This window comes from Acinetobacter kyonggiensis (assembly GCF_900107285.1).
Taxonomy (GTDB): Bacteria; Pseudomonadota; Gammaproteobacteria; order Pseudomonadales; family Moraxellaceae; genus Acinetobacter; species Acinetobacter kyonggiensis.
In genome coordinates, this window is record NZ_FNPK01000018.1 from 15,914 (window position 1) to 41,737 (window position 25,824).

Sequence of the window (25,824 nt, forward strand, 5' to 3'; positions counted from 1 at the left end):
ACACAAGAAGGAGGCATGCGATGCGTGCACTAGTTATTTCAGCTGTAGTTGGGGCCTTGGCACTTTCGGGTTGTCAAAATATGGAATATGACAAAGCTGCCATTGGTACTGGTATTGGTGCCTTATTGGGTGCAGGGCTTGCATATTCTAATGCCGACAAAGATAAAATGGGTCAAGCAGCAGCGATTGGTGCAGTTGTGGGCGGTGGTGCGGGTTTACTTCTTGATAAGAAAGAAAAACGTCTTCGTCAAGAGTTGGCTGGTACTGGTGTTGATGTAGGCCGTAATCCAGATGGTTCAATTAATCTTGTTATGCCAAGCGTAACATTTGCGACCAATTCGTCTACGATTCAAGCACAGTTCCAATCTGCTTTAAATGACGTTGCTAAAGTTCTTCGTGAAGATGGTACTTCAAGCAAACTGGCTTTGGTTATTCATGGTCATACAGACAATACGGGTAGTGATGCAATCAATAATCCATTGTCTCAAAACCGTGCTAACTCTGTGAAAAACTACTTAGCTTCACAAGGTATTTCAAGTTCACGTATGACTGCACGTGGTTATGGTTCATCTTCTCCAATTGCTGATAATTCAACAGCTGCTGGTCGTGAACAAAACCGTCGCGTAGAAATTTCTGTTTACGAAACTAAATAAGTTTCGTTTACTCATAAAAACCACCTTCGGGTGGTTTTTTCATGAATGTCAAATTTGTATTTCAGGTTATGCAAGTGTGATTCAGATGACTATAATCTAGCTCGAATCAAAACGAGGAAATACTATGTCGTCGGCAAGTCAACTCAATGACAAGCAACTTGAAGCCATGAAATATACTCAAGGACCCTTGTTAGTACTTGCGGGGGCAGGTTCAGGTAAAACATCCGTGATTACACGAAAGGTCGCGCATTTGGTTCAGAACTGCGGTATTCCTGCGCACCGTATTACGGCCATGACCTTTACCAATAAAGCGGCACGTGAAATGAAAGAACGTGTCGGGAAGTTATTATCTCGTGAGGAAGCCAAAGGTCTTTCGGTTTCGACTTTCCATACTTTTGGTTTGAATTTACTGCGTTTAGAACTTAAACATACACCATTAAAAAATAATTTCTCCATTTTAGATGCTGATGATTGTAAGCGCATTTTGATGGACTTAATGCACCGCGATAATTTATCTGGGGCAGAAAGCAAAGAGTTGATTGCTAAGGCAATGAAAATGATTTCGGATTGGAAAAATGATTTGATTCCACCCGAACAAGCACATACTACGTGTGAAACAGCAGACGATGTACAATTTGCACATTTGTATCAACTGTATGAGCGTAATTTACGTGCCTATAATGCGGTAGATTTCGATGATTTGATCGTCATGCCAACCCGTTTATTACAAGACAATGCCGAAGTCCGCGACAAATGGCAAAACCGTGTGCGTTATCTACTGGTCGATGAATATCAAGATACCAATACGGCCCAGTATATTTTGGTGAAATTGCTGGTCGGTGTGATGGGACAATTCACTGCCGTAGGCGATGATGACCAATCGATTTATGCGTGGCGTGGTGCTAAGCCTGAAAATATGGCGCTGTTAAAAGACGATTTTCCGAATTTAAAAGTGGTTAAGCTTGAGCAAAATTATCGTTCAACCAGTCGTATTCTTAAAGCGGCCAATACGGTGATTGGTAATAATCCGCATCTTTTTGATAAAAAATTATGGTCAGATAAGGGGCATGGTGATGTGATTCGCGTGATTACCTGTCGTAATGATGATGATGAAGCGGAACGTGTGGTCAAAGATCTGATTACCCATAAACTGATGAATGGTAAAAATTGGAAAGATTATGCGATTTTATATCGGGGTAATTTCCAAGCACGGGTTTTAGAAACCCAGCTACGTCAAATGCAAATTCCGTATAAATTGTCAGGTGGTCAGTCGTTCTTTGGTCGTGCCGAAATTAAAGATATCATGAGTTATTTGCGCATTATCATTAATCCAGAAGATGACAGTGCGTTCTTACGGATTATCAATACACCAAAACGTGCGATTGGCCCTGTGACTTTAGAAAAGTTAGGATTATTTGCACAAGAAAATCATTTGTCATTGTTAACGGCAGCGGGTGATCAGCGTTTGACGATGGTGATGCCTAAAAAGGCGACCACTCAACTTGCTGAATTTGCAGATTTTATTGGTAACTTTACCCGTAACTTAACTGAAGATGATGAACCTGTTCCGATCATCCGTCAGATGATGCATGAAGCAGGCTATATCGATTACATCAAAGAGCAAGCCGCAACACCTGCGCAAGAGAAAACCAAACTGGATAACATTGAAGTGCTCTATAGCAGTATCCAAAGTTTGATTAATCGTGCTGAAGATGTCGATGAAAAAAACATTGAAAGTGTGATTCGTAAGATGGTGTTGCTGGATATGCTGGAGCAACAACAAGAAGAAGAAGATACCGATAAGGTCAATCTATTGACGCTACATGCAGCGAAAGGGCTTGAGTTTCCTTATGTGTATATGATTGGTTTGGAAGAAGAACTGTTACCGCATAAGAATTCGATTGCCGCAGAAACGGTTGAAGAAGAACGCCGTTTAATGTACGTGGGGATTACGCGTGCACGACAAGGCTTGACCATGACGCTGGCAGAGCAGCGTAAAAATGGTGGGCAAATGAAGCAAATGACACCCAGTCGTTTCCTTGATGAGTTACCCCAAGATGATTTGGACTGGCTAGGTCGTAAGAAAAAATTGGCAGGCAATATTGATCCCAAATTGCAAGCACAGCATTATCTCGAAAATTTACGTGCGCTGATCAAGCGTTAATTTACTCTTTAAACCATGCAATTAGGAAAGAACAGATGAAAGTTCAAGTGAAAGTACTCGATACACGTTTAGGTAATGAATGGCCTATGCCAACCTATGCAACTTCGGGTTCGGCAGGTTTAGACTTGCGTGCTTGTGTAGATGAAGCGACTGTCATTGAACCTGGTCAAACAGTATTGGTTAAAACAGGTTTAGCGATTTATATTGAAGATACTGGCTTTGCAGGCTTGATTTTACCGCGCTCAGGTTTAGGTCATAAACATGGGATTGTTTTAGGTAATTTGGTGGGCTTAATTGACTCAGATTACCAAGGTGAGTTGATGGTATCGGTTTGGAATCGCAGTCAAACAGCATTTACTTTAGAACCAGGTGAGCGTTTGGCTCAATATGTTCTTGTTCCTGTGGTCCATGCTGAATTTGAACAAGTACAAGAGTTTGCTGCAACGGAACGTGGTGCAGGTGGTTTTGGTCACACGGGTCAAGGCTAAAAATTAGATTTACTTTAAAAATGAATGACCTGATAAATAAATAACCCGATTATTTTTTTATCAGGTTCGAGGCTTGATGTACTTTGATTTAAAATAAATTTAATAATAAAAATCACTGTAAACAGGGATTTAAAATATTGTCATTCATGGTATTAATTGTGTAGTTTTTTATCTGATTGTAAATCATTATTTTGATTTAAAAGGATATTTATTTTTTGATTTGAAAATAAAAACAAATGATTTATTTTTCAAGTAAATATAATTTTTTAAAGTTTTATAAATATTTTTACCATTGATAAAAAGCATGGAATGCTTTTAAAATGTTGCTCTTCTCATTTTAAATGATTTACTGCTTGTGAACTTTGACCTAAATAAAGCATTCCATATTTTATTTATTTTATGGGCTACGGTAAGTAGAAGAAATAATTATGAATTTTAAAAATAAAAAATTTCCATCACAAATTTTTCGTGCCTATGATATTCGTGGAAATATCTCTCTTTTGACCCCAGAACTTGTGAAAGCGATTGCTTATGGGTTGGTTGCTCAATATCAGCAAGCAGGACAAACTCAACTTGCAATTGGTTATGATGCACGTTTAACCAGTCCTGAGTATGCAGAAATAATCAGACAGGTGTGTGAAGAAAATCAAATTCAGGCAACCATTTTAGGCTGTTGTTCGACACCATTATTATATTTTATTGCCCGTCAATTTGATGGTAATGGAATTATGCTGACTGCAAGTCATAACCCAAAAGGGGACAATGGGATTAAATGGATTATTCAGCATGAACCACCAAGTCCAGACATGATCCAACATGTTGCGATCAGTGCGACTCATGTTTTTGATCCAGCGCAAAAAGTAACCATTAAGCCTGTGCAACATGAAATTGTTGTTCAATATTGTCTCGAGTATCAGCATGCGCTATTGCAAGATATTCAGTTAAAACGTCCGTTTAAAGTGGTGTTGGATGGATTAAATGGTTCGGCTGGGCGCTGTGCGGCTTTGGTGTTAAAGAAAATAGGCTGTGAAGTCATCGAAATCCGTTGTAACGCGGATGGTCATTTTCCAGATCATGCACCAGATCCATCCCAAGAAAAGCATTTGGTTGAATTAAGAAAAACGGTGCTTGAGCAACAGGCAGATATTGGGATTGCACTCGATGGTGATGGCGACCGTTTGGTTTTGATTGATGAATGTGGAACCATTATTTCAGCAGATCGCTTACTGTCTTTATTTGCTGAAATATGTTTAAAAACCCATCCAGGGCACGAGGTTGTCTTTGATGTGAAATGTTCGACTATGGTGAAAAACACGGTTTGTCGCTTGGGCGGACAGGCAAAAATGATTCGTACGGGGAGTTCTTTTTTACGAACTTACATCGCGCAGTCCAAAGGTCGTGCCATTTTTGGAGGAGAATACTCGGGTCATTATGTGTTTAATGACGGACGTGGTTTTGGCTATGATGATGGCTTATATGCAGGTTTACGTGTGCTTGAATATTTGAGTCAACAGCCTGATTTAACCTTATCAAAGGCATTAAAAATTTATCCTGAACGCTATTGTACCGAAGATACTTATATTAGTACCCATAGTGAAGTACCTGCTGCTGTATTGCATGATGTTGAGCTTAAAAGTCATGATTTTGGCGCACAATTAAGTAAAATTGATGGTATACGACTTGATTTTGAAGATGGTTTTGGCATTATTCGAGCATCGAATACTGGTGAATATTTTACAGTACGCTTTGATGCAGACAATCCTGTAAGATTAAACGCGATTCGAGATACATTTGTTTCCATGTTAAGTGACCGATATCCAAAAATCGCACAAGACATTTTAGATGCTCAATAAGGAGAGGCGAATGCCACATCAACACACTGGCATCGGCAAAGCACAAATTTTGACTGAAGCTTTGCCGTACATTCAACGTTTTGCAGGTAAGACGCTAGTAGTGAAATATGGTGGCAACGCAATGACCGATCCAGAGCTTGAAAGCTCTTTTGCCCGTGACATTGTCTTGTTGAAGACTGTGGGTTTAAATCCCATTGTGGTGCATGGTGGTGGCCCACAAGTCGATTCCTTTTTAAAACAATTGGGTCGTGAATCTGATCGTATCGATGGGATGCGCGTAACTGATCCTGCGACCATGGAAGTGGTTGAAATGGTTTTGGGCGGTAGCGTCAATAAATCGATCGTGAACCTGATTAATCAACATGGCGGTCGTGCGATTGGTTTAACCGGTAAAGATGGTAACTTGCTTCGTGCACAAAAACTGTTGATGGAAAAAGTTGCTGAAGATGGCACCATACAACAAATTGATCTTGGTTTAGTCGGTGAAGTGGTGGGTGTTAAAACTGATGTTTTAGAAATGTTTACCAATAGCGATTTTATCCCTGTGATTGCACCATTGGGAGTGGATGACGAGGGGAATACCTACAACATCAATGCAGATTTGGTTGCAGGTAAGGTTGCAGAAGCACTCGGTGCGGAAAAACTGATTCTATTGACCAATATTACGGGTGTGCTGGATGAGAATAAAAATTTGCTCACAGGCTTAACCACGCAAGAAGTTGATCGCTTGATTGAAACAGGTGTGATTTACGGTGGCATGATTCCTAAAGTTGGATGTGCGCTTGATGCGGTGAAAGGTGGTGTGGTGAGCGCGCACATTGTGGATGGTCGTGTTCCTCATGCAACATTGCTTGAGATTTTCACTGATCATGGTGTAGGGACGTTAATTACCAATCGTGCCAAGCAATAAATGATTAAAAAGCCTCTTTATGAGGCTTTTTATTTGTCTATAGTATTCTGTCCTGAAATAAAACTGCATATTTGACGCTGATTATTGAATTAATACATAAAATAGTTATGGGTATTCCAAATTGAGATTTGCAACCCTATCTCGAGTCATGCAAAATAGAAAAATCATATATTTACCGTTTGATGAAGACTATGTGCCAGTTGCTCGGAATGAATTGTGCTACGCCAACAGATGTAACTTTCTCATTTCGTGGTTTTTCTCAACGTGCAGGTATTACCTCAGACCATTGTGATGGTTTTGGTATAGCCTTTTTTGAAGATAAAGCCTGTCGACTTTTTGTTGATAATCAATCGGCAGTTGAATCTCCGATTGCTGAATTGGTTCGTAATTATCCGATTAAGTCGCGTAATGTGATTGCACATATCCGCAAAGCAACGCAAGGCAAAATTAGCCTAGAAAATTCGCATCCATTTAGCCGTGAACTTTGGGGAAGGCAATGGATTTTTGCCCACAATGGCGATTTGCATGGCTTCAATCCCTCTTTATCAGGACGTTTCACGCCCGTTGGAAATACCGACAGTGAACGTGCTTTCTGTTTTTTACTCGATCAATTGGTCAATAAGTTTGGTTATCATGAACCGAAGCTTGATCAAATTTTTGCTTTGTTGGCAGAAGTCTCTCCAAAAATAGCAGAACACGGGACTTTTAATTTTTGTTTGTCCAATGGTCAGGCCTTATTTACTTATGCGATTACAAAATTGCATTGGTTGGTACGAGAGTATCCATTTAAACCTGCGCAATTGATTGATCTTGATGTCGAAGTCGATTTTAGTCAAGTCACTACGCCTGAGGATAGGGTCGCTGTGATTACCACTGAGCCTTTAACCCAAAATGAACTTTGGACAGCCTTTGCACCTGGTGAGATGATTTTATTTCAGTATGGACAGCCAATTTTGAAACAGCAAACCCATGTTGAACGCTTAGAACGTGAAAAATTAAATCCAGCATTAAAACGTATAACCAAAGCAGATCAATATTAGACCTCTTTCATAAATCAACAAATAATCATCAATTAGCAGTGAAATTAATATTGAAAGTTCCTTCTCTTGCGCCATATATGGTTCAGGGAGAAGGTTAGGGTGAGGGGATTTTTTTAATAAAATCCTCACCCTGAGCGGTATTCCGCGCAAGTCTCCTTAAAAAGGAGAGGGAATATTCATTGTGAATTTATTATTGTTTAAAAAATGCATTATGAAAGAAGCCTATTAGAGCATAAAATTAATCGCTGTGGATTTTAGCAATACTGGTTTAATATTTTTATCGCTTTTTTAATGGGTAAAATATTTTAAAATTATTTTTATAAAAATATAAAAGAGTTATAATTTTTTATTTTAAATTACATGGAAATGGATTGTTTTTTTACCCATTCTGTTTAATCATTACTGTGATTTATTCAATAATAACCGCAGTTTTACTGGATTATTCGGGGCGATATTGGTTAAAAAATACTTGATCTTTTTAATTGGTATTAATTATAAAAATAATACATATCATGTGGTTATCTGGTTTTTAGAGCTTGAAGCTTAAAACCAACCATTTTGGTTCATTTTTATTTGTTTAAAATCAATATATTATATATTTATGTGATTAGTCGTATATATTTTATAGGGGTCGTAATGAAAATGAAATGGGTTCCAGAATATAATACTGGTATCGATGTGATTGACGATCAACACAAACGAATTCTTGATTATATCAATGAGATTGATGATTTTTCTCATCATACTAATCGTGAGCGTATTAAACAAATTCTTGATAATATCATTGACTATACTCAATCACATTTTACCTTCGAAGAGTCTTTGCAAGAAGAAGCGGGTTATAAATATCGCGTACCACATAAACGTGTACATGATTTATTTATTAAAAAAATTGAATCTTATCGTGACCGTTTTGAAATGGGACAGGCGATTGAAGGTGAATTACATGAAGTGCTATCAAAATGGTTAATTAACCATATTCAGCACGATGATGCCGATTATGTCGGGGCGGTAAAAGAAAATATGATGGGGATTATTAAAGAAAAAGAACAGAAAAAAGGTAAAAATTGGTTTTCTCGTTTCTTTTCATAAAAAGAGAAAGAGCTAAAAATAATTAAAAGTAAGCATAATTTTGCGCTGAAAATCATTAGCAATAATGGTTTTCTTTTTCTTTTTGATTTTCCCCCATGACAAAGGCAAAATAGCGGAAGACTTTTTTTAGGATCGCATCATGCAGGACAATGCTATGTCACGATGGCTATCGCCGCTGATGGCATTTTGTTTATCTTTTATCATCATTGCCACGTTAGCACCGATTGTTGGAATTCAGGTTGATCGTCAACTGGATTTTTGGTTGTTATGGTTAGGGACGATGCTTATTTTAGCGTTACCTATCTGTTATTTAGAAATTGCCTTAGCCAAGCGTTCAAAAACCACGGCTCTAAATGCATTGTCAAGTTTAACGCGTGATGCGGATGCTTCTCAAAAATGGCGTTTAGTTGGTTGGTTGGCTGTTGTTTTTATCCCTTTTTTAGCAGGGGGGATGCTGTCTAATGCAAGTCAATTATTGGGGCATTTTGCCTTCAATGGGATTGCGCCCAATTTATTATTCGTATGCTTGGCCATTGTTGCTCTTGCACTTTCCTTTGCACCTAGACAAATTATTGTTGGGTTAAGTGTTGTTGCGGTGTTGGCTTCTTTGATACTCGCCAATATTTTGGGAACGGCATTACCTGCTTGGCATGTGACAGCTGTTGTATTTAGCGAATGGGGCAGTGCTACAGTCTTAGCATTGGTTGCCAGTGGACTCGGAATGGGCTTGTACTGGCAAAGTAGTTTGCCTGTGCTTAAACAACAAGAGGTTGCAACTCAAACTGCATTACCTATTTGGATTGCACAATTATTTGCAGTGATTGCATTTGCTTTCTTTGCAGCAAATGCTGAAATTCCAAGTTTTACTTTTGTGCTTGCTGTCGTGAGTGTATCGGCACTGTTACTGAATATGGCACGTGAGCAACTCTTACAGCGTCAATTAAATATCGCGATTCAATGGCTGGTGATATTAGCTGCGGTATTTATTTGGGCCATTCCTGCAATCAGTCCCATTTTTAATACACTATTGATGCTTTGGGGCTTGGTCATTTGTTTAATCTATGCTGTTTTTGCAGGATGGATCATGAAAATTAGTCATCTACGTAAGTCGATGAATTTCAGTAATGAGTTATTTTATAATTTGTGGCGTATTGCGGTGCGTGTGGTGCTGCCTGTATCAATTATCTTGGCGATCATCTCGATTATTGGGCAATTGCTCTAATGAATGAGATACCACAGGTTTGGGTGGCATATGCCGCTCAAGATCAGCAGTTTCTTATCGCTGTTCCTTTTCAACAGGGCATGACTGCCTTCGATGCCATTGAGCAAAGTGGTATTCGGGCGCAGACGGATTTACCTGAACCGCTTGCTTTGGGAGTCTTTGGGGTGCGACTGCAAGATCCAGATCAAAGATTACAGTTCGGCGATCGTGTCGAGATTTATCGAGCACTGACCATTAATCCACAGGATATTCGTCGAAAACGTGCTGCTGAAAATCCAGTCGGACGTTATTGCCGCGGAAATCGCTTTAAACAATTGAAGTGATAAGAAAAACCCCTCATAGAGGGGTTTATTTTTATTTTAAAGCGTCTATAGTGGAGGCGCATTTAGAATCGCTTCTTTTGATCCTGGTAAGCCGGGTTGAGATTCTGGGATCGTTTCCAAGCCTTCAATCTTTTGTACCGTGCCGGTTTGATCGAAGTAAATTCTTAAGTGTTGACCGTGTGCTGCAGGGATTTTGGCTTTTTTAGCATACGTTCCTGGTATATAGTTGTAGATGTAGTCCCAACGTAAAGGATTCATTGGATCTGATACTGTAGGGCTACCGAGCAAAAAGCGAACTTGTTGGTGGCTCATACCGACTTGGATTTTTGAAGCTTGTGCTTGAGTTAAGGGTGTTCCTTGAGGAATATCAACTTTATAAACGCCCAAGGTCGAACAGCCTGCGAGCAGTGAAGTGACGAACAACGTCAACATGATTTTTTGCATTTTGCTACACTATCCCAAATTAATTATGATGCATTTGATCCACGGATAGATCATACTGCATCTAAACTTTGTTGCATATTCCAACTTTAAATTTGTTGAGAGACCTTTTTACATGCCTATTTCAAATCAAGATTTACGCAAAGCTGGACTTAAAGTTACGCTTCCACGAATTAAAATATTGGAATTATTAGAAAATTCAAGACAACACCATTTAAGCGCAGAAGACATTTATAAAACTTTACTCGAACAGGGTGAAGATGTCGGTTTAGCAACTGTGTATCGTGTGTTAACACAATTTGAAGCTGCTGGTATTATCCAACGTCATCATTTTGAAAATAATCATTCAGTTTTTGAAATTATGCAAGAAGATCATCATGATCATATTGTTTGTCAAAACTGTAACAAAGTGGTTGAATTCACCAATGATGTGATTGAACATCAACAGCATGAAGTAGCTGAAAAATATGGTTTTACTTTAACGGGTCACTCGTTAAACCTTTATGGTTACTGTGATTCACAAGAATGCCAAGATGCATACCGTAAAAAATAATACGGTGTAATCTTAGTATAAAAAAACAGGCTTCAAATGAAGCCTGTTTTTTTGCTTTTAAGCTTGACCATCGAAAGTGATATTCGAATTTGCATGCATTAAGCGTTCAGCGCCTTCTTCAGACAATTTAATTTGTAGACGAAGGTCATTGGGTGAATCGGCATGTTTCAATGCATCTTTATAGGTGATTTGTTTGGCTTTATAGAGGTCAAACAAAGCTTGGTCAAAGGTTTGCATGCCAAGCTCACGCGAACGCTTCATCAATTCTTTAATTTCATGTACTTCACCTTTACGGATCAAATCTGAAATTAATGGTGAATTGATTAAAATTTCAATCGCAGCACGACGTGATTTACCATCAACACTTGGAATCAGTTGTTGAGCCACCATTGCTCTTAAATTAAGCGATAAATCCATAAACAACTGGTTATGACGGTCTGCATCAAAGAAGTGAATAATACGGTCAATTGCTTGGTTGGCATTGTTGGCGTGTAGTGTTGCAAACACCAAGTGACCTGTTTCAGCAAAGGCAATCGCATAATCCATGGTTTCACGTGAGCGAATCTCACCAATCAAAATCACATCGGGCGCTTGACGCAAGGTATTCTTTAATGCGATTTCAAATGAGTCGGTATCAATACCAACTTCACGCTGGGTGATGATACAACCTGCATGCTGGTGAATAAATTCAATTGGGTCTTCAATGGTAATGATATGACCTTTAGAATTATGGTTACGATAACCAATAATCGAGGCTAAAGAGGTTGATTTACCTGTACCCGTTGCACCCACGAAAATAATGATGCCACGTTTGGTCATCGCTAATTCTTTTAAAATAGGCGGTAACTTCAGCTCATCCATGGTTGGAATGACAGTTTCGATACGACGTAACACCATACCGGGTTGATCACGTTGTTGAAATGCACTGACACGAAAACGTGCAGTTTTGTCACGATTACTGATGGCAAAGTTACATTCACGCGTTTCAGCAAATTCCTTGCGCTGTTTCTCGCTCATGATGGAGTTTAAAAGTTGCCCAGTAATTTCACCCGTTAGCTTGGTTTTGGCAATGGGTAAAATTTGACCATTAATTTTCATTGATGGTTCAACATCAGCCGTAATAAACAAGTCTGATGCTTTTTGTTGGATCATCAAATTCAGTAAGTCGTTAAAATCCATAATAAGATCCTAAATCCATTTAAACTTATAAGAATGCTTCTGGTTGTTTCGCCATAGTACGCGCAGTTTGCGGGCTGATAATGCCTTTAGAAACTAAAGTTTTTAGGCTTTGATCCAGCGTGGTCATGCCGTAGTTGGCACCCGTTTGAATGGCAGAATACATTTGAGCGACTTTGTTTTCACGAATGAGGTTTCGAATGGCTGGAATACCAATCATGATTTCATGCGCTGCGACACGACCACCGCCATTTTTCTTAAGTAGTGTTTGAGAAATAACAGCCTGTAATGATTCAGAAAGCATGGCACGAACCATGTCTTTTTCTTCAGCAGGGAATACGTCAATTACACGGTCAATGGTTTTTGCCGCAGAAGTGGTATGTAGTGTACCAAAGACCAAGTGACCTGTTTCCGCGGCAGTCAGCGCCAAACGAATGGTTTCAAGGTCACGCATCTCACCGACCAGAATAATGTCAGGGTCTTCACGAAGGGCCGAGCGTAGTGCTTCGTTAAAGCCATGTGTGTCACGATGGACTTCACGTTGGTTGACCAGACATTTTTTCGATTCGTGGACAAATTCGATTGGGTCTTCGACGGTTAAAATATGGTCATAACGCTGGTCGTTAATATAATCGACCATTGCGGCAAGGGTGGTTGATTTACCCGAACCCGTTGGCCCTGTAACCAAAACGATACCGCGTGGAAAATTACAAATATCTTTGAAGATTTGCCCCATGCCAAGGTCTTCAATGGTTAAAACTTTTGATGGAATGGTACGGAATACCGCACCTGCACCGCGGTTTTGATTGAATGCGTTGACACGGAAACGAGCCACACCCGGTACTTCAAAAGAAAAGTCAGTTTCAAGTTTTTCTTCAAAATCGCGGCGCTGTTTATCATTCATAATGTCGTACACCAATTTGTGTACTTCTTTATGTTCTAAAGCTGGTAAATTGATACGACGAACTTCACCATCGACACGGATAAGTGGTGGCATACCCGCTGATAAGTGTAAGTCTGATGCCCCATTTTTAGCAGAAAAGGCCAGCAGTTCAGTAATGTCCATAATTTCCCCGAGATCATTTAAATGTTATTTATTTTGTTAGAATAATAAGGCTTTCCCAGAGCTTAACCAACAGTTAGTTTTAAGGGAGAGTGAAAAAAAGCTGAATGAAATGAGAACCTCGTCAATGAATAGTCTTCAAGCATCACGAAATCAAGTTTTACAGCACATTGCCGATGCCTGTAAACAAGCCCAGCGCGCGCCAGAAACCGTACAGTTATTGGCTGTATCAAAAACTCACCCGAGTGAGTGCTTACGTGAAATGTACCAAACAGGGCAACGCGCATTTGGTGAAAATTATTTACAAGAGGCTTTGGATAAGATTGAAAATCTCAATGATTTAGCCATTGAGTGGCATTTTATCGGCCATGTTCAGCGCAATAAAACCAAACATTTGGCTGCAAGTTTTGCATGGGTACATGGCGTGGATCGTTTAATTATTGCTGAGCGTTTATCCAAGCAGCGCGAAGCCAATCAAGCGCCACTGAATATTTGTTTACAAGTCAATATTGATGCCCAAGAAAGCAAAGATGGATGTCAGCCCAATGAAGTGGCGGAGTTGGTAAAAAATATTAGCCAATTGCCGCATTTAAAACTGCGTGGTTTGATGGTGATTCCTGCACCTAACAACACCCATGCTTTTCTAGATGCCAAGCAACTTTTTGATGCGGTTAAACAGGAACATGCACAGCCTGAAGACTGGGATACCTTAAGTATGGGCATGTCTGGAGATATGGTTGAGGCCATTGCCGCAGGTTCAACCATGGTACGTGTTGGCACGGCACTTTTCGGTGCGCGAGATTATTCCAATAAAGTATAAAATTCAGATAAAACAAGGCTGAGACGTTACAGCCTTGTTTGTTTTTGCTTAACCGACCACTTGAATGGTACTTGCACCTGCACCCAATGGTTTGACCTGAATTTGTACAGGAATGCGTTCATGCATGTCTTGAATATGCGAGATGAGCACAACTTTACGCCCTTGGTTTTGCAGTTGATCTAACGCGTTCATGACCATGTATAACGATGAGGCATCTAAAGTCCCAAAACCTTCATCAATAAACAGCGATTCAATTTTCATTGAACCCGATGCCATATTGGCAATCGCGAGCGATAAGGCAAGCGCAGTCAAAAATGATTCGCCGCCTGAAAGGGAAGAGACGGAACGGGTTTCACCATCCATGTCATGATCGACAATGGCTAAACTCAATGAGTTTTCCAAGCGTTTTAAGGTATAGCGTTGAGAAAGCATAGCCAATTGTTGGTTGGCATGTTCAAGCAGAATATCTAAATGATATTGCTGAGCATAATCTCGGAAGTCTTTACCTTTAGCATCACCAATTAAGCCAGAAATTTTGCCCCAACGATGTTCTTCTTGTTGAATCGCTTGAATTTGATTAGCGAATTGTTTTTGTTTATTGATATTACGTTGATGAACTTCCAATTTGAGTTTGCAACCATCTCGCATGTCTAAGGTACTTTGCAGATTTTCGACCAAGCGTGTCATTTGAGTTTGTAGTTGTTCAAATTCAATATTGGGCTGTTGCATGGCATGCTGTTGCAGTTGTTCCTGAATGGTTTTTAACGCAGATTGAACATCATTTAGACTACGTTCGGCAGTTTGAATATTTAAACGGATCTGTTGTTGCTGTTCATTGGGAATTTGACGCAGTTGTTCAATCAAGATGGCATCAAAATCAGCATGCAGATTGAGCCATTGTTGGATTTCCAGTGCAGAAGCCGTTTGTTGGATTTCAAGTTGTGTCAGTTGCATTTTGAGCTGATCACGTTGGCGTTTCTGTTCTTCAAACTGTTGACGCGATTGATCGATGTTTTGACGCGCTTGGTTGAATTGTAAGTGTAGATTTTTGCGCTGTTCGTCATATTGCATTAACCATTCATGTGGTTTTTCAACCTGAGTCTGTGACATCTCAAAAATAAGTGTCATGGCCAATTCTTTATTATTTTGTCCTTGGCGTTCAAAGTCTAATTTTTCTGTTGCAGTGGCTTGAATCTGCTCATTTTTAAAGGCAATGTTTTGTTCAAGTTGCTTGAGCTCTTGAGTTTTTTCATCCAGTTGTTTGTTTAGAGTATCCGCAGTTTGCAGAAGTTGTAAGCGTTGCATCAGTTGCTGTTCAATGTTTTTAGCTGTGATGGAGGTCTGCGTTTTCCAAGCGTGTTTTTGCTCGGCTGAGAGCAGATCAATCAGGTGTTGAATATTTTGTTCAGCGTGTTGGATGGTCGATAAATGTTGCTGAATGTGTTGAATGCTTTGTAATTGCTCACGTTGATTTTTTTGTGCTTGATTGAGTTGCTCTAAAGTGTGATCAAGCTGTTGAATGTCTTGCTGACATTTTTCTGATAACTGAAGTAATTGTTGCTCAGTATTTTTATGCATTGGATTGAAATCGAGTGGGATGTTCATCGTATCCAAAGCGGATTTTAACTGTTGTTCGAGTTGCGCGCTTTGCTGTTGTAACTCATTTAAACGCATTGTATTTTGCGTTAAAGCTGTATGTTGCTGGGTGAAAAGCTGTTGTGCTTTTTGCCAAATATTAAAAGATTGATTTTCAAGCTGAATCGCCTGTTGCTCTTGCTGTTCTTGTAAGTTTAAAAGTTCTTGTGAGAGGGCAGAATGATCTTGTTTAAATGGATGTTGTGTACTGCCACAGACCAAACAAGCCTGACCTTCGAGCAATTGTTCACGAAGCTTTTCGATATTCTCGGTATGTAACAATTGTTGTTGCTGTAATACACGTTGTAAGCTTTCACGCTCTTGTTTCTGTGCTAAATATTTTTGTTCAGTCTGTTGTTGCTGTTGTGTCGCTTGCTCAAGTTTTTGGGTCAACTCACTGTTCGAGCTTTTAACTTTTTCCCGCTCTGCACAGACTTGGCTAAATTGTTTGAATTGAGTTTGAATTAAACCAATATGGTGTACTTGCTGTAATGTTTGCTCACGCTTTTGACGCTGATCGGCAAGTTTGATACTGATTTGATCCTCATGACCAAATTGCTGTTGTAGTGCTTTTAGTTGTTGCTGTTTTTCATTTAAAGCAGTTGTCGCAGCGGCAATATTTCCAAACTGCTGTTCAACGTTTTGGTATTGCTGAATAAAGCGTTGTAGCTGGGTCAAATGTGCCGATAGACCCGTATCCAAACTGACGAAATGTGTAGATTGATGGAGTTGTTCGGTTTGTACTTGTTGTTGGTCTTTAAGTTTTTTTATATCTGTATGGAGTTGAATTTGTTGTTGTAATAAAGGGTGTTGCTCTTGATTGAGCTGTTGCAAGTTTGCTTGTGTCTTTTTAAATTGCTGACCAATAAATTCACGTTCTTGAATACATGTTCTGACTTGTTCAATGGCTTGATGATGGATTTGTTCAAAAGCTTGTTGTATTTTGAGTTGCTCATCAATCTGTTTAAACTGTTTTTCTTCAGCCTGAAAAGCTTGTTCAATGACAATGAATTGTTGTTCACTGCTTTGAAGTTGTGGTTGAAGCGCATGTAATTCAGCGCGAACTTTATGTTGTTGAATCACACTTGGTCGAATAAAGGCAAAGGCTTCAAGCTGTTTCAGTTGTATGCGCTGCGGTGCAAGTTGTTCAAACTGCTGTTGTTGCACTAACAGTTGTTGCTGACGAATGTGTATATCCGTGTCTAATTTTTGCTTGTGTTCAAACCATTGTTGTTGCTGTTCTAAAAGCTTTTTTTCAGTTTCTAATGTCTTGTATTCGGTATTGATGTTTATAAATTGCTGATTCAGTTCCGCAATTGCTTCATCAGATAAAATTTCAATATGACCGAGAACGTCTTCAAGTTTTTTACGTTCTTTTTCAATGTCAGCGGTTTTCCGAAAGGCGATTTCACCAATTTTGGCAAAGATGTTGGAGTTGGTTAAATATTCAAGTAAAGCACCGCGTTCATTGTCACGTGCTTTTAAAAATGCAGTCACTTCAGACTGAGCCAACAGGACTGCACGGGTAAATTGCTCAAAACTGAGCTGGGTAATCTGTTGAATATGGGTTTCGACAGCTTTGGTTTTGTCTGCAACCACGACGCCATCCGTCAGACAGGTTAAAGAGCGTTGTACATTTTGTAATTTACCCGCGGCATTTTCACGCGCACGTTTAATTTCCCAACGTGCTAGATAATGTTTTTGATCTTGCGCGACAAAACAAAGTTCTGCAAAGCCATGTCCTGTACCCCGACGCAATACGGTTAAAGGAGAATTGCTAGCCAGTTCAGAACCATCGACATCAAGCAATTTACCGTCACTGCCTTTTAGCCGGGGCACTTGATTAAATAGCGCAAGACACATGGCATCTAAAATGGTCGATTTGCCTGCACCTGTTTTTCCAATAATGGCAATTAAGCCTGCACTGGCTAAAGGTTCACTTTCAAAATCAATAAAATGTTCACCAGCAAGTGATGCCAGATTTTTTATACGTATTGATAAAATTTTCATGACAGATCCTTAAATGCTGTTTTTATCTTCAAGTGAATGACGCGCTTCTTGAACCAAAGTCTGAAAATCTTTGGCTACCGCAGCATCTTGTGCATAGCCTTTGTTTTGCCAGATTTGCTCAAATAATTGTTCTGGCGTTGGCGGCTCGAGCTGAATTTTTGCAGCATGATTTTGCTGGTCATTATTTTTATACTGGCGTGAAATTTTAACCAGACGATAGCGCTCTTGAGGCAACACATCTTCAAATTGTTGTCTTAAATTAGGCCGTGGCGGGGTATCGGTATGATATTCAATATCGATATATTCACGTTGATCAATACTGTCTATTTTGCCACTTGCTAAGGCTTTGAGCTGGGCAAAAACCTCATTGAGTTCACCACGAATGCGGTGTAATTGAATACTGCGAGGGATGTGTAGCGCTTCAAATTGAAGCTTTGATTCATCTGGTTTTGCAGGGTCAATGATGACTTCAACTACTTGGTGTTTATAATTAATTTCACTAAAAGACAACGGAATGGGCGAGCCACTATAACGGATATGCGAGTGCTGAACTTTTTGCGGTTTATGTAAATGTCCTAGCGCCACGTAATCAATCACCTCATCAAACAGTGCGGTTGAAAGTGCTTCTTCATTGCCAATAATAATCGGGCGCTCAGAGTCAGATGTTTCACCGCCTTGCATATGGGCATGTGACATTAAAATGAGGGCTTGATCATCTGTTTTACGTTTTTTCGCTTCGCTAATTAATTGTTGATGTAGGTAGCTAATGGCATTTTGACTATTGCTGGTGTGTTCATTAAAACCAGTAATTTCTGCACTACGTAAAAAAGGCAGGCTTAAGCACCAAGCGACAATCTTTTGATCTACATCATAAATTGGTTGCAGTAACCGCTCTATATCTAAGGTTTTGTCTTCATTCCAACGAATAACGCCTACGGTTTTGGCATTATATTTTTCCAGTAACGGTTCAACTTGTTCAATGCGATAACCAGAATCATGATTTCCGGCAATCATCAGGGTTTGCATATGGGGTGCAAGCGCGTGAGCATCGGCTAAAAATTGGTACAGTTGTTTTTGGGCAGCAGATGCAGGATTGATGACATCAAAAATATCACCTGCAATGAGTAAGGCATTGGGTTGTTTTTGTTTAATTTGCTCAAGTAACCAAGTTAAAAACTGTTCATGTTCATACTGACGTGAGTGATTATAGAAAAACTGACCTAAATGCCAGTCTGATGTATGAAAAAAATGAACAGCCATGTTTTTTGAAACCCATGAAAAATTGCCTCTATACTATAGGTAAATAAATGGCTGTAAAGCTAGCTCAATTGTGATTTATAACCTACATTATCAGTTGGAATTTAAAATTTTAGATGATAAATCAAGCTTCACTTTTAATTTTTTTGATTGAAAAATATACTTGGGTGTGAGCTATAAAATTAACTGTGCTTTAGGGAGTAATAAGTACGGATTGAGGTAAGGATGCCTTATGCTGATTAGGCTGAGGTGTATATTCGAAATGTAAAATCAGTGTTGTGTATACTGTAAAAGTGACTTATGCAACTGTGCTGATTGAAATCAAAGTGAGTCAGTTTATGTCAAATAGTCCATTTAAAAATAATCAATTATACAATGAAGTCGTTTATAAAACGTTAATTGAGTCGACTCTTGCTATTCCGTGGAGTATCGACTGGGAAAGTAAACAGTTCAGTTATATTGGTCCGCAAATTGAAAAATTGTTGGGTTGGCAACAAGCATCTTGGAAAACGGTGCAAGATTGGGTCGATCGTATGCATGAGTTGGACCGTGAAAAAACCTTTAATTTTTGTGTTGCACAATCACTTGCTGGTATTGACCATGAAGCAGATTATCGTGCTTTAAAAGCAGATGGATCCTATATTTGGATTCGAGATGTGGTTCATGTGATCCGTACAGAAAATGGCGAAGTGGATTCTTTAGTGGGATTTATGTTTGATATTTCTGAACGTAAAAAACAAGAAGAACGGTTAGAAATATTACAGCGCCAGTTGGAAGAGTTTTCTTATAAAGATGGTCTGACTGGCATTGCGAATCGCCGTTTATTTGATGAATTCTTTGCACGTGAATGGCAAAGCGCCATACGGTTGCAAAAGCCGCTGTCAGTCCTCTTAATTGATCTTGATTATTTTAAACAATATAACGATGGACATGGTCATATTAACGGTGATCAGTGTTTGCGAGAAATTGCTCAATTATGGTCGAATTGCTGTAGTCGTCCACGTGATTTGGTTTCACGTTTTGGTGGTGAAGAGTTTGCGGTTGTGTTACCAGAAACCAATGTCGAAGCAGCTATTCAAGTTGCTGAAAACTTAATGCAGGCTTTAAAAAATGCTCAATTACCGCATTGTACATCCACAGTTTCAGAATTTGTCACCTGTAGTATGGGTGTGAAAACCATTGTTCCAACGGAACAGTGCGATCAAATGAGCTTCTTAGAGCAGGTCGATCAGAATTTATATCAGGCTAAACAACAAGGGCGCAATTGTTATCAAGCGGACTATGTTGATGCTTGAGAGGATTTAAAAGAGTAATTACTTTTTCCACCCCTCATATGCAGGCTAGTATTTATGAGGGGTATTTTTGGTAGTAAAATCTTGCTGTACCTATTTGAAAAGGTATTTGATCGTATTGCGGGTGCAGTGATGACTGCGCTTGGGGTGAAGTTAGTTTTGGGGATGAGGTGATAAAAATCTTTCTTAAGTAATTATTTTATAATGAATTGATATTATTTTTATTTTTCTATAAGTTATTCAAATACCTTGAAAATTGAATTAAAAACTCTAAATTTGAAATAACTTTATAGATGAGATATTTATGAGTAATACATACAACATTTACAGAATAAAATTTGAAGAGATGGATGGTTTACTTGAAAAAATAAAATCAGTTGGTCTAGTTGAGCAAAAAACTCAAATTTATGAAAATTATGAGATGACATTTTATTTTTCAGAGAATGTTGAAGGTAATGATATTTGGTGGCATGAAACCTATAAAGATTTTTTAAACACACAGGAAAAATTTCCAAAAAACATTTTCCATTTTGGTTTGCTAATTTGTAAAAATGAAGATGATCCGAAAGAAATATATGCTATTAGTCTAGGAAAATCACATTTCTACTTAGCAAAATTTATTGAGCCAAATTTTGGAATCACTTTGGCTGTAAGAATGGGTGATGAAAAAACAACTATTCTTAAAAAAAGTAGATATTTCACAGGTACAAAAAGACACGAAGTATCATCATACGAAAACTTTAATATAAATAGCTATGAATCAGGTGAATCAGTTGAACATCTAAAAATTAAAGCTTCAAATCACGAAGTATGGGGAGACAAAAATATTATTTTTGCTGATTCTATTCAGCTAAACATTAATAAATCTCCAAGTGAATTGGCGCAAATACTTAATGATATTTCTGATACTTTAAGGAATGAAGAAATAATTAAATTACCAAAACTTGAGCCAGTTAACGATCTAAATTTAATAACAAAACTAGATTCTGAAATAATAGATTCTTTGCATCAGAATGTATCTATTGGTATTGAAGAAATACACGTTTTTGGAATTAATATCTCTTTTAGATTTCATGAATATAACTATGAGTTAATTTACAGAAAAGAGCGTAAGCAATTCGCAAAACTTGATCTAGGTAATTACTTTGATATGTCTATAATATCTGATTTTATTAAAGATAATGATATTAATAGTATTAATGATTTATATGTGAAATTTAAGATAGAAGAGAGCGGTCGTTTTACACAACCTTTGAAAGAGATTCTAGATTTTTATACAAATTATGAAAATGCACAATATTTTCTCAAATGTGGAAAATGGTTTAAATTCAATGAAACATTCACTGCATATTTAAAAAAATCTTTAGAACAAATACCCATAATATTTGGACAGGATTTAATTGAAGATGACTTTTTAGCTTGGAAGGTAATTAAAGAAAATCAAATTCAAAACGATGAAAATTTAACTAATAAATTAACATATCGAGAATATTATTTTAATGAGAATCTTAGTCTTAATAATGGTTATAAATTGCTAGATCGCCAATTGACGGCAATACAATCATTAGATATTAAAGGAAATAAGTATAAGGTTGAAGTAGCTGACTTATATAAAGATAATGAGATAATATCAGTTAAAATTTCAGGAAAGCCTCAAGATTTAATCTATAACATCGAACAGTCTAAAGGTTCAGTTGAACTTATCAAACAAGGAATAATTCCATTTGATGATATTCTTGAATCAGCTGCACTTTGGCTTGTTTTAGAGAAGCCTGTCTCATCTTTGATCGAAATAAACTCTATACAGTTTTTGTTAGCTGTTGATTCGTGGAAAAAAAGAGTAGAGTTTTTTGGTTTAAAGCCACAAATATATATTTCAAAACACGTTAAAAATTGATTCATAAAAAAAGCCCCTACAACGTAGAGGCTTTTCTTTTAAGAATTAAATCTTAAGACACTTTATCACCAGCTTTAGCACCAGACTCAGCTGAAATCACCCAAACACCTTCGCCATTACCGGCTGCAAGTACCATACCGTTAGAAATACCAAAACGCATTTTACGCGGTGCAAGGTTAGCCACCATGACCACCAATTTGCCTTTAAGGTCTTCAGGTGCATAGAACTCACGAATACCACTGAATACATTGCGTGGTTCAGCTTCACCGACATTTAAAGTCAATTGAAGCAATTTATCAGAACCTTCAACGTGAGCTGCATCTAAAACTTCAGCAACACGCAGGTCAACCTTCATAAAGTCTTCAATACCGATAACTTCCGCTTCACCGATTTTCGGTTCAACTTTCGCAGGGGCAGCTTTCTTCTCTTTTTTCTTCTCAACTTTTACAGGTTCAGCCGCAGCCGCTAAAGAGTCTTTAGATGCATCGACCATTGCAGCAACTGCTTTCGGGTCTACACGCTGCATTAACGGTTGGAACAATGCAATTTCATGATTCACTAGAACCGTTTTACCTGAAGCAAAATCAAAGTTTTCAAGTTTTAAGAAGTCTTGAACTTGAGCCGCTAAGGTTGGAAGTACTGGTGCTAAGTAAACAGCCAATTGACGGAATAAGTTAATCCCGACTGAGCAAACATCATGAACTTGTTGTTCTTGACCTTCTTGCTTTGCAAGTGCCCAAGGTTTTTTCTCATCAATATATTGATTGGCTTTGTCCGCAAGTGCCATAATTTCACGAATTGCAGCAGAGAATTCACGTGCTTCATAGGCTTGTGCAATTGAATCACCTGCATCAATAAAGCTTTGCACCAATTCTGGTTCTGCACAGGTTGCACTTAACTTATTATCAAAACTTGTATTAATGAACTTCGCACAACGGCTGGCAATATTGACCACTTTACCGACTAAGTCTGAATTCACTTTTTGCACGAAATCATCTAAGTTTAGGTCAGAATCTTCGACTTTATCAGACAGTTTAGAGGCAAAGTAATAACGTAAATATTCAGGATTTAAATGCTCTAAATAAGTTTCTGCCTTAATAAATGTGCCACGTGATTTCGACATTTTTTGACCGTTTACAGTCAAGAAACCATTGACGAATAAGCCTGATGGCGTGCGATAGTTTGCACCTTCAAGCATTGCAGGCCAGAACAGCGCGTGGAAATAAACGATATCTTTACCAATGAAGTGATAGACCTCATTTTGAGAATCTTTTTTCCAATAGTCGTTAAAGTCTAAATCTGGACGTTTAGTTTTAATGTAGTTTTCAAAACTTGACATATACCCAATTGGTGCATCGACCCAAACGTAGAAATATTTGTTTGGTGCATCTGGAATTTCAAAACCAAAATATGGTGCATCACGGGAAATATCCCAATCGTTCAAGCCATTTTCAAACCACTCATCTAGTTTGTTGGCAATTGAAACAGGCAAACGACCTTCATCACGGGTCCATTTTTGTAGATATTCAGCAAAATTTGGCAATTTAAAGAAGTAATGATCTGACGATTTTTCAACAGGTGTCGCACCACTTAAAGTTGAACGTGGATTTAACAATTCTGTTGCATTATAGGTCGTACCGCAAACTTCACAGGCATCACCGTATTGATCTTCTGCTTTACATTTCGGGCAGGTGCCTTTAATGAAACGATCTGATAGGAACATGCCTTTTTCAGAATCGAACAATTGCGTGACAGGGCGAACGGCAATGTTGCCTGCTTCACGGTTTTTAATATAAATTTCTTCCGAGCGATTTTTATTTTCATCGCTATTGGTCGAATCGTAATGGTCGAAATGCACGCTAAAACCATCAAAATCACGGATATGTTCTTTTTGAACATTGGCAATTTGCGCTTCAGGTGTAATACCGTTCGCTTCGGCACGTAGCATGATTGCAGTGCCGTGAGCATCATCCGCACATACATAAGTCACGTTATGTCCCATTGCACGCATGGCACGAACCCAAATATCAGCTTGGATATAACCGAGTAAGTGACCCATATGGATGGGACCATTGGCGTAAGGAAGGGCATTGGTGACTAAAATATTTCGCACGGATATAACTCTCTCGTTCGTCGTTATGCAAAGTGTTGCAAGGTCAATGATTTTACCTGAGTTAATAGCAAGATGCACAAAGGAATAGGTGAAATGTTTTCAAAAAGGTGTTTGAGCCAGTATGAATGGATCGGTCTTACCTGAGTATTTATAACCAATTTGAGTAAGATACTGAAAAAGAAAAATCAATAAGAAATACCTTGTCTAAAAAAAGCATAAAACAGTTCACTGATCTTTCTAATAAAATTTTAGCTGGAGTTTTAAAGCTGGTCGGTTATACGTTTATATTGATGTTGGTTGTGATCATTAGCTTATATCTCGCATTTTCGATTTGGCTTGGAAATATGAGAGATGAGAAAAATGCAGAAAGAATTGTCACGAGCCAAAATCATGACCATCAAGCTTTTCCACATTTAGCCGAATCCATATTTTTTTATCAGCGGATGTATGTAGGCGATAGTGGCAATTGGGTTGTGGTTTATCCTTTAGACGAACTGACTAAAAAAGAATTTTTACTTCAATATCGAAATCACGAAAATAAACAACAAAGCAATCAGATTGAATGTATTCAACCGACCATTAAAAAACGCTGGAAAAGTTGGCATTCGAATATGCATTATGTACAGCCAGCTGAATGGCTAAAAGATCATAATGATTACAAAGCCCATGATTCTTTTATTGTTTATGGTTCAGAAAAGCATATTAAGATTGTAGAGCAGGCATGTTCACAACAGAACTTTTTCAGGTTGAGCGCTAAAAAAGAAAATGCTCATGATTATTGGGCGATTGCTGAAAAGGAAAAACTCCTGTTTAGTGTGTATCAAATCGATTGAATTCTCTGTTGAAAATAAGCTGAGTGTATTGTTGAGGTTTAAATCTTCAAGAGTAGAAGTCGTTAAACCCTATTTTTTTATATATTGCAGGCTCAATAACAGGGATAATGTTGAGCTAAAGTGATGCTACAGAGTTAGATATAAATGATTGATGACGATTTTGAAGATTTTGAACAACAAGAAGTGACCCGAATTCCGCAACATGAAAAGGGTAAACAACTCGGACAAAGCATTTTAAAAGATGCCGATCAATATCTACAGTCAATGTCTGCCGCTGAACATAAACACCTCATTCAAATGCTAAAAGTACTTGCAGCCAATGAACCTTATTTTAATGTTTTGGCGGATCAGTTAGATCAACCTGTTGACAGTAAAGTTGCCAATGATGCGTTGAATTTAATGCATATTTGGACGTTGATTAATCAACATGAAAACGATGTTGATTTTAATCTTCTTGATGTCATTCACACGGACTATTTCCAAGCTGAATTGCTTGAAGCTTTTGATGCACTTGAAATTGGTGAAAATAAAGCTCAACGTCGTTTGGTGATTCAAGAAGCCTTTAAACTGTATAAGATGCAATGCTTTGCAGGTTGTATTCCAGTTTTATATGCACAATTGGAAGGGTTGTTGACCGATGTCCTGATTGCCAAAGGTTATTTAAAACAGAACCATACCAAGTTTATAGATGTTTATAAAATTGTTCCCGGTTTAAAGGGACATGAAATAAAGAGTTTATGGCATAAGTCGAAAATTGCCTGTGAGTTGAATGTTTATTTTGCTGAATTAGACGCTTATAAAATGGATAGTAGTTCAACCGTGACCATGACCCGTCATAATATTGTACATGGGACAGATGTTGCCCATTTTACCAAGGAACGTAGTTTTGTGCTGTTTATTTGGTTGTTCTCGGTGGTGAGTTTTATGGGTACAGTGAGATAATAAAGTGGTCAGAAAAGAGTGAACTTGATTTGTACTTCACTTAATTT

Annotated in this window: 21 protein-coding genes; 15 read left to right on the forward strand and 6 right to left on the reverse strand. The window is 38.3% G+C overall.

Annotated elements, in window-relative coordinates:
• Positions 1-20 precede the first annotated feature (20 nt).
• The 9 genes from BLV99_RS13245 to BLV99_RS13285 all read left to right on the forward strand — a co-directional run bounded on the left by BLV99_RS13245 (position 21) and on the right by BLV99_RS13285 (position 9,745).
• A complete protein-coding gene (locus BLV99_RS13245) occupies positions 21-653 on the forward strand; it encodes a YiaD family glycine zipper/OmpA-like lipoprotein (RefSeq protein WP_086184863.1) in 633 nt (210 codons plus the stop codon).
• A 124-nt stretch (positions 654-777) separates the two neighbouring features.
• Complete coding sequence (locus tag BLV99_RS13250) at positions 778-2,817, forward strand: UvrD-helicase domain-containing protein (RefSeq protein WP_092691502.1); 2,040 nt, start codon at positions 778-780, stop codon at positions 2,815-2,817.
• 35 nt (positions 2,818-2,852) lie between these two features.
• The gene (gene dut / locus BLV99_RS13255) at positions 2,853-3,305 is read left to right on the forward strand and encodes a dUTP diphosphatase (RefSeq protein WP_092691505.1); all 453 of its coding nucleotides are present in this window, start codon (positions 2,853-2,855) and stop codon (positions 3,303-3,305) included.
• Between the two features lie 428 nt (positions 3,306-3,733).
• Positions 3,734-5,158, forward strand: coding sequence for a phosphomannomutase/phosphoglucomutase (locus BLV99_RS13260; protein ID WP_092691507.1), 1,425 nt, complete (start codon positions 3,734-3,736; stop codon positions 5,156-5,158).
• Between the two features lie 10 nt (positions 5,159-5,168).
• Positions 5,169-6,068, forward strand: a complete 900-nt coding sequence (gene argB / locus BLV99_RS13265) for an acetylglutamate kinase (RefSeq protein ID WP_092691509.1) — start codon at positions 5,169-5,171, stop codon at positions 6,066-6,068.
• A gap of 191 nt (positions 6,069-6,259) precedes the next feature.
• Positions 6,260-7,108 (forward strand): class II glutamine amidotransferase, encoded by an 849-nt coding sequence (locus BLV99_RS13270; protein WP_086184858.1) that lies wholly within the window; start codon positions 6,260-6,262, stop codon positions 7,106-7,108.
• Between the two features lie 636 nt (positions 7,109-7,744).
• Complete coding sequence (locus tag BLV99_RS13275) at positions 7,745-8,200, forward strand: bacteriohemerythrin (RefSeq protein ID WP_004648042.1); 456 nt, start codon at positions 7,745-7,747, stop codon at positions 8,198-8,200.
• Between the two features lie 139 nt (positions 8,201-8,339).
• Positions 8,340-9,422 carry a hypothetical protein gene (locus BLV99_RS13280; RefSeq protein WP_092691512.1) on the forward strand — a complete coding sequence of 361 codons (1,083 nt, stop codon included), beginning with the start codon at positions 8,340-8,342 and terminating at the stop codon, positions 9,420-9,422.
• Positions 9,422-9,745, forward strand: a complete 324-nt coding sequence (locus tag BLV99_RS13285) for an RnfH family protein (RefSeq protein WP_092691515.1) — start codon at positions 9,422-9,424, stop codon at positions 9,743-9,745. The genes BLV99_RS13280 and BLV99_RS13285 overlap by 1 nt, the downstream gene beginning before the upstream one ends.
• Before the next feature lie 45 nt (positions 9,746-9,790).
• On the opposite strand, the gene BLV99_RS13290 is transcribed toward BLV99_RS13285, so the two are convergent.
• Positions 9,791-10,189 carry an outer membrane protein assembly factor BamE gene (locus BLV99_RS13290; protein ID WP_004648045.1) on the reverse strand — a complete coding sequence of 133 codons (399 nt, stop codon included), beginning with the start codon at positions 10,187-10,189 and terminating at the stop codon, positions 9,791-9,793.
• 112 nt (positions 10,190-10,301) lie between these two features.
• Between BLV99_RS13290 and fur the strand changes: the two genes are divergently transcribed.
• Entirely contained in the window at positions 10,302-10,739 is a 438-nt protein-coding gene (gene fur / locus BLV99_RS13295; RefSeq protein WP_004648046.1) for a ferric iron uptake transcriptional regulator, read from the forward strand.
• A gap of 57 nt (positions 10,740-10,796) precedes the next feature.
• Here fur and BLV99_RS13300 read toward each other — a convergent pair whose 3' ends face one another.
• Positions 10,797-11,918 carry a PilT/PilU family type 4a pilus ATPase gene (locus BLV99_RS13300; RefSeq protein WP_086184855.1) on the reverse strand — a complete coding sequence of 374 codons (1,122 nt, stop codon included), beginning with the start codon at positions 11,916-11,918 and terminating at the stop codon, positions 10,797-10,799.
• A 25-nt stretch (positions 11,919-11,943) separates the two neighbouring features.
• Complete coding sequence (locus BLV99_RS13305) at positions 11,944-12,981, reverse strand: type IV pilus twitching motility protein PilT (protein ID WP_004648049.1); 1,038 nt, start codon at positions 12,979-12,981, stop codon at positions 11,944-11,946.
• A 124-nt stretch (positions 12,982-13,105) separates the two neighbouring features.
• Here BLV99_RS13305 and BLV99_RS13310 point away from each other — a divergent pair, with 124 nt between their 5' ends.
• Complete coding sequence (locus BLV99_RS13310; RefSeq protein ID WP_092691518.1) at positions 13,106-13,798, forward strand: YggS family pyridoxal phosphate-dependent enzyme; 693 nt, start codon at positions 13,106-13,108, stop codon at positions 13,796-13,798.
• Between the two features lie 48 nt (positions 13,799-13,846).
• On the opposite strand, the gene BLV99_RS13315 is transcribed toward BLV99_RS13310, so the two are convergent.
• Both BLV99_RS13315 and BLV99_RS13320 read right to left on the reverse strand, forming a co-directional pair.
• Complete coding sequence (locus BLV99_RS13315; protein WP_092691521.1) at positions 13,847-17,443, reverse strand: AAA family ATPase; 3,597 nt, start codon at positions 17,441-17,443, stop codon at positions 13,847-13,849.
• Between the two features lie 9 nt (positions 17,444-17,452).
• Positions 17,453-18,703, reverse strand: a complete 1,251-nt coding sequence (locus BLV99_RS13320; RefSeq protein ID WP_092691524.1) for an exonuclease SbcCD subunit D C-terminal domain-containing protein — start codon at positions 18,701-18,703, stop codon at positions 17,453-17,455.
• A gap of 335 nt (positions 18,704-19,038) precedes the next feature.
• Between BLV99_RS13320 and BLV99_RS13325 the strand changes: the two genes are divergently transcribed.
• Complete coding sequence (locus BLV99_RS13325) at positions 19,039-19,995, forward strand: GGDEF domain-containing protein (RefSeq protein ID WP_092691580.1); 957 nt, start codon at positions 19,039-19,041, stop codon at positions 19,993-19,995.
• 301 nt (positions 19,996-20,296) lie between these two features.
• Positions 20,297-21,889: a DUF6119 family protein gene (locus tag BLV99_RS13330; protein ID WP_092691527.1), complete on the forward strand. Its 1,593-nt coding sequence runs from the start codon at positions 20,297-20,299 to the stop codon at positions 21,887-21,889.
• 52 nt (positions 21,890-21,941) lie between these two features.
• Here the strand turns inward: BLV99_RS13330 and metG are convergent, their stop codons facing one another.
• Entirely contained in the window at positions 21,942-24,002 is a 2,061-nt protein-coding gene (gene metG / locus BLV99_RS13335; protein ID WP_092691529.1) for a methionine--tRNA ligase, read from the reverse strand.
• A gap of 200 nt (positions 24,003-24,202) precedes the next feature.
• Here metG and BLV99_RS13340 point away from each other — a divergent pair, with 200 nt between their 5' ends.
• Together BLV99_RS13340 and BLV99_RS13345 are read left to right on the forward strand one after the other, a co-directional pair.
• A complete protein-coding gene (locus BLV99_RS13340) occupies positions 24,203-24,835 on the forward strand; it encodes a hypothetical protein (protein WP_244516321.1) in 633 nt (210 codons plus the stop codon).
• A gap of 144 nt (positions 24,836-24,979) precedes the next feature.
• Positions 24,980-25,777: a hypothetical protein gene (locus BLV99_RS13345; RefSeq protein ID WP_092691536.1), complete on the forward strand. Its 798-nt coding sequence runs from the start codon at positions 24,980-24,982 to the stop codon at positions 25,775-25,777.
• Positions 25,778-25,824 lie beyond the last annotated feature (47 nt).

Coding starts and splice junctions, on each gene's coding strand:
- BLV99_RS13305 (WP_004648049.1), bottom strand. CDS start 12,981: ATGGACATTACTGAACTGCTGGCCTTTTCTGCTAAAAATGGGGCATCA.
- BLV99_RS13310 (WP_092691518.1), top strand. CDS start 13,106: ATGAATAGTCTTCAAGCATCACGAAATCAAGTTTTACAGCACATTGCC.
- BLV99_RS13345 (WP_092691536.1), top strand. CDS start 24,980: ATGATTGATGACGATTTTGAAGATTTTGAACAACAAGAAGTGACCCGA.
- BLV99_RS13320 (WP_092691524.1), bottom strand. CDS start 18,703: ATGGCTGTTCATTTTTTTCATACATCAGACTGGCATTTAGGTCAGTTT.
- BLV99_RS13330 (WP_092691527.1), top strand. CDS start 20,297: ATGAGTAATACATACAACATTTACAGAATAAAATTTGAAGAGATGGAT.
- BLV99_RS13325 (WP_092691580.1), top strand. CDS start 19,039: ATGTCAAATAGTCCATTTAAAAATAATCAATTATACAATGAAGTCGTT.
- BLV99_RS13260 (WP_092691507.1), top strand. CDS start 3,734: ATGAATTTTAAAAATAAAAAATTTCCATCACAAATTTTTCGTGCCTAT.
- BLV99_RS13285 (WP_092691515.1), top strand. CDS start 9,422: ATGAATGAGATACCACAGGTTTGGGTGGCATATGCCGCTCAAGATCAG.
- BLV99_RS13315 (WP_092691521.1), bottom strand. CDS start 17,443: ATGAAAATTTTATCAATACGTATAAAAAATCTGGCATCACTTGCTGGT.
- dut (WP_092691505.1), top strand. CDS start 2,853: ATGAAAGTTCAAGTGAAAGTACTCGATACACGTTTAGGTAATGAATGG.
- argB (WP_092691509.1), top strand. CDS start 5,169: ATGCCACATCAACACACTGGCATCGGCAAAGCACAAATTTTGACTGAA.
- BLV99_RS13275 (WP_004648042.1), top strand. CDS start 7,745: ATGAAAATGAAATGGGTTCCAGAATATAATACTGGTATCGATGTGATT.
- BLV99_RS13280 (WP_092691512.1), top strand. CDS start 8,340: ATGCAGGACAATGCTATGTCACGATGGCTATCGCCGCTGATGGCATTT.
- BLV99_RS13300 (WP_086184855.1), bottom strand. CDS start 11,918: ATGGATTTTAACGACTTACTGAATTTGATGATCCAACAAAAAGCATCA.
- BLV99_RS13245 (WP_086184863.1), top strand. CDS start 21: ATGCGTGCACTAGTTATTTCAGCTGTAGTTGGGGCCTTGGCACTTTCG.
- BLV99_RS13270 (WP_086184858.1), top strand. CDS start 6,260: ATGTGCCAGTTGCTCGGAATGAATTGTGCTACGCCAACAGATGTAACT.
- BLV99_RS13290 (WP_004648045.1), bottom strand. CDS start 10,189: ATGCAAAAAATCATGTTGACGTTGTTCGTCACTTCACTGCTCGCAGGC.
- BLV99_RS13250 (WP_092691502.1), top strand. CDS start 778: ATGTCGTCGGCAAGTCAACTCAATGACAAGCAACTTGAAGCCATGAAA.
- fur (WP_004648046.1), top strand. CDS start 10,302: ATGCCTATTTCAAATCAAGATTTACGCAAAGCTGGACTTAAAGTTACG.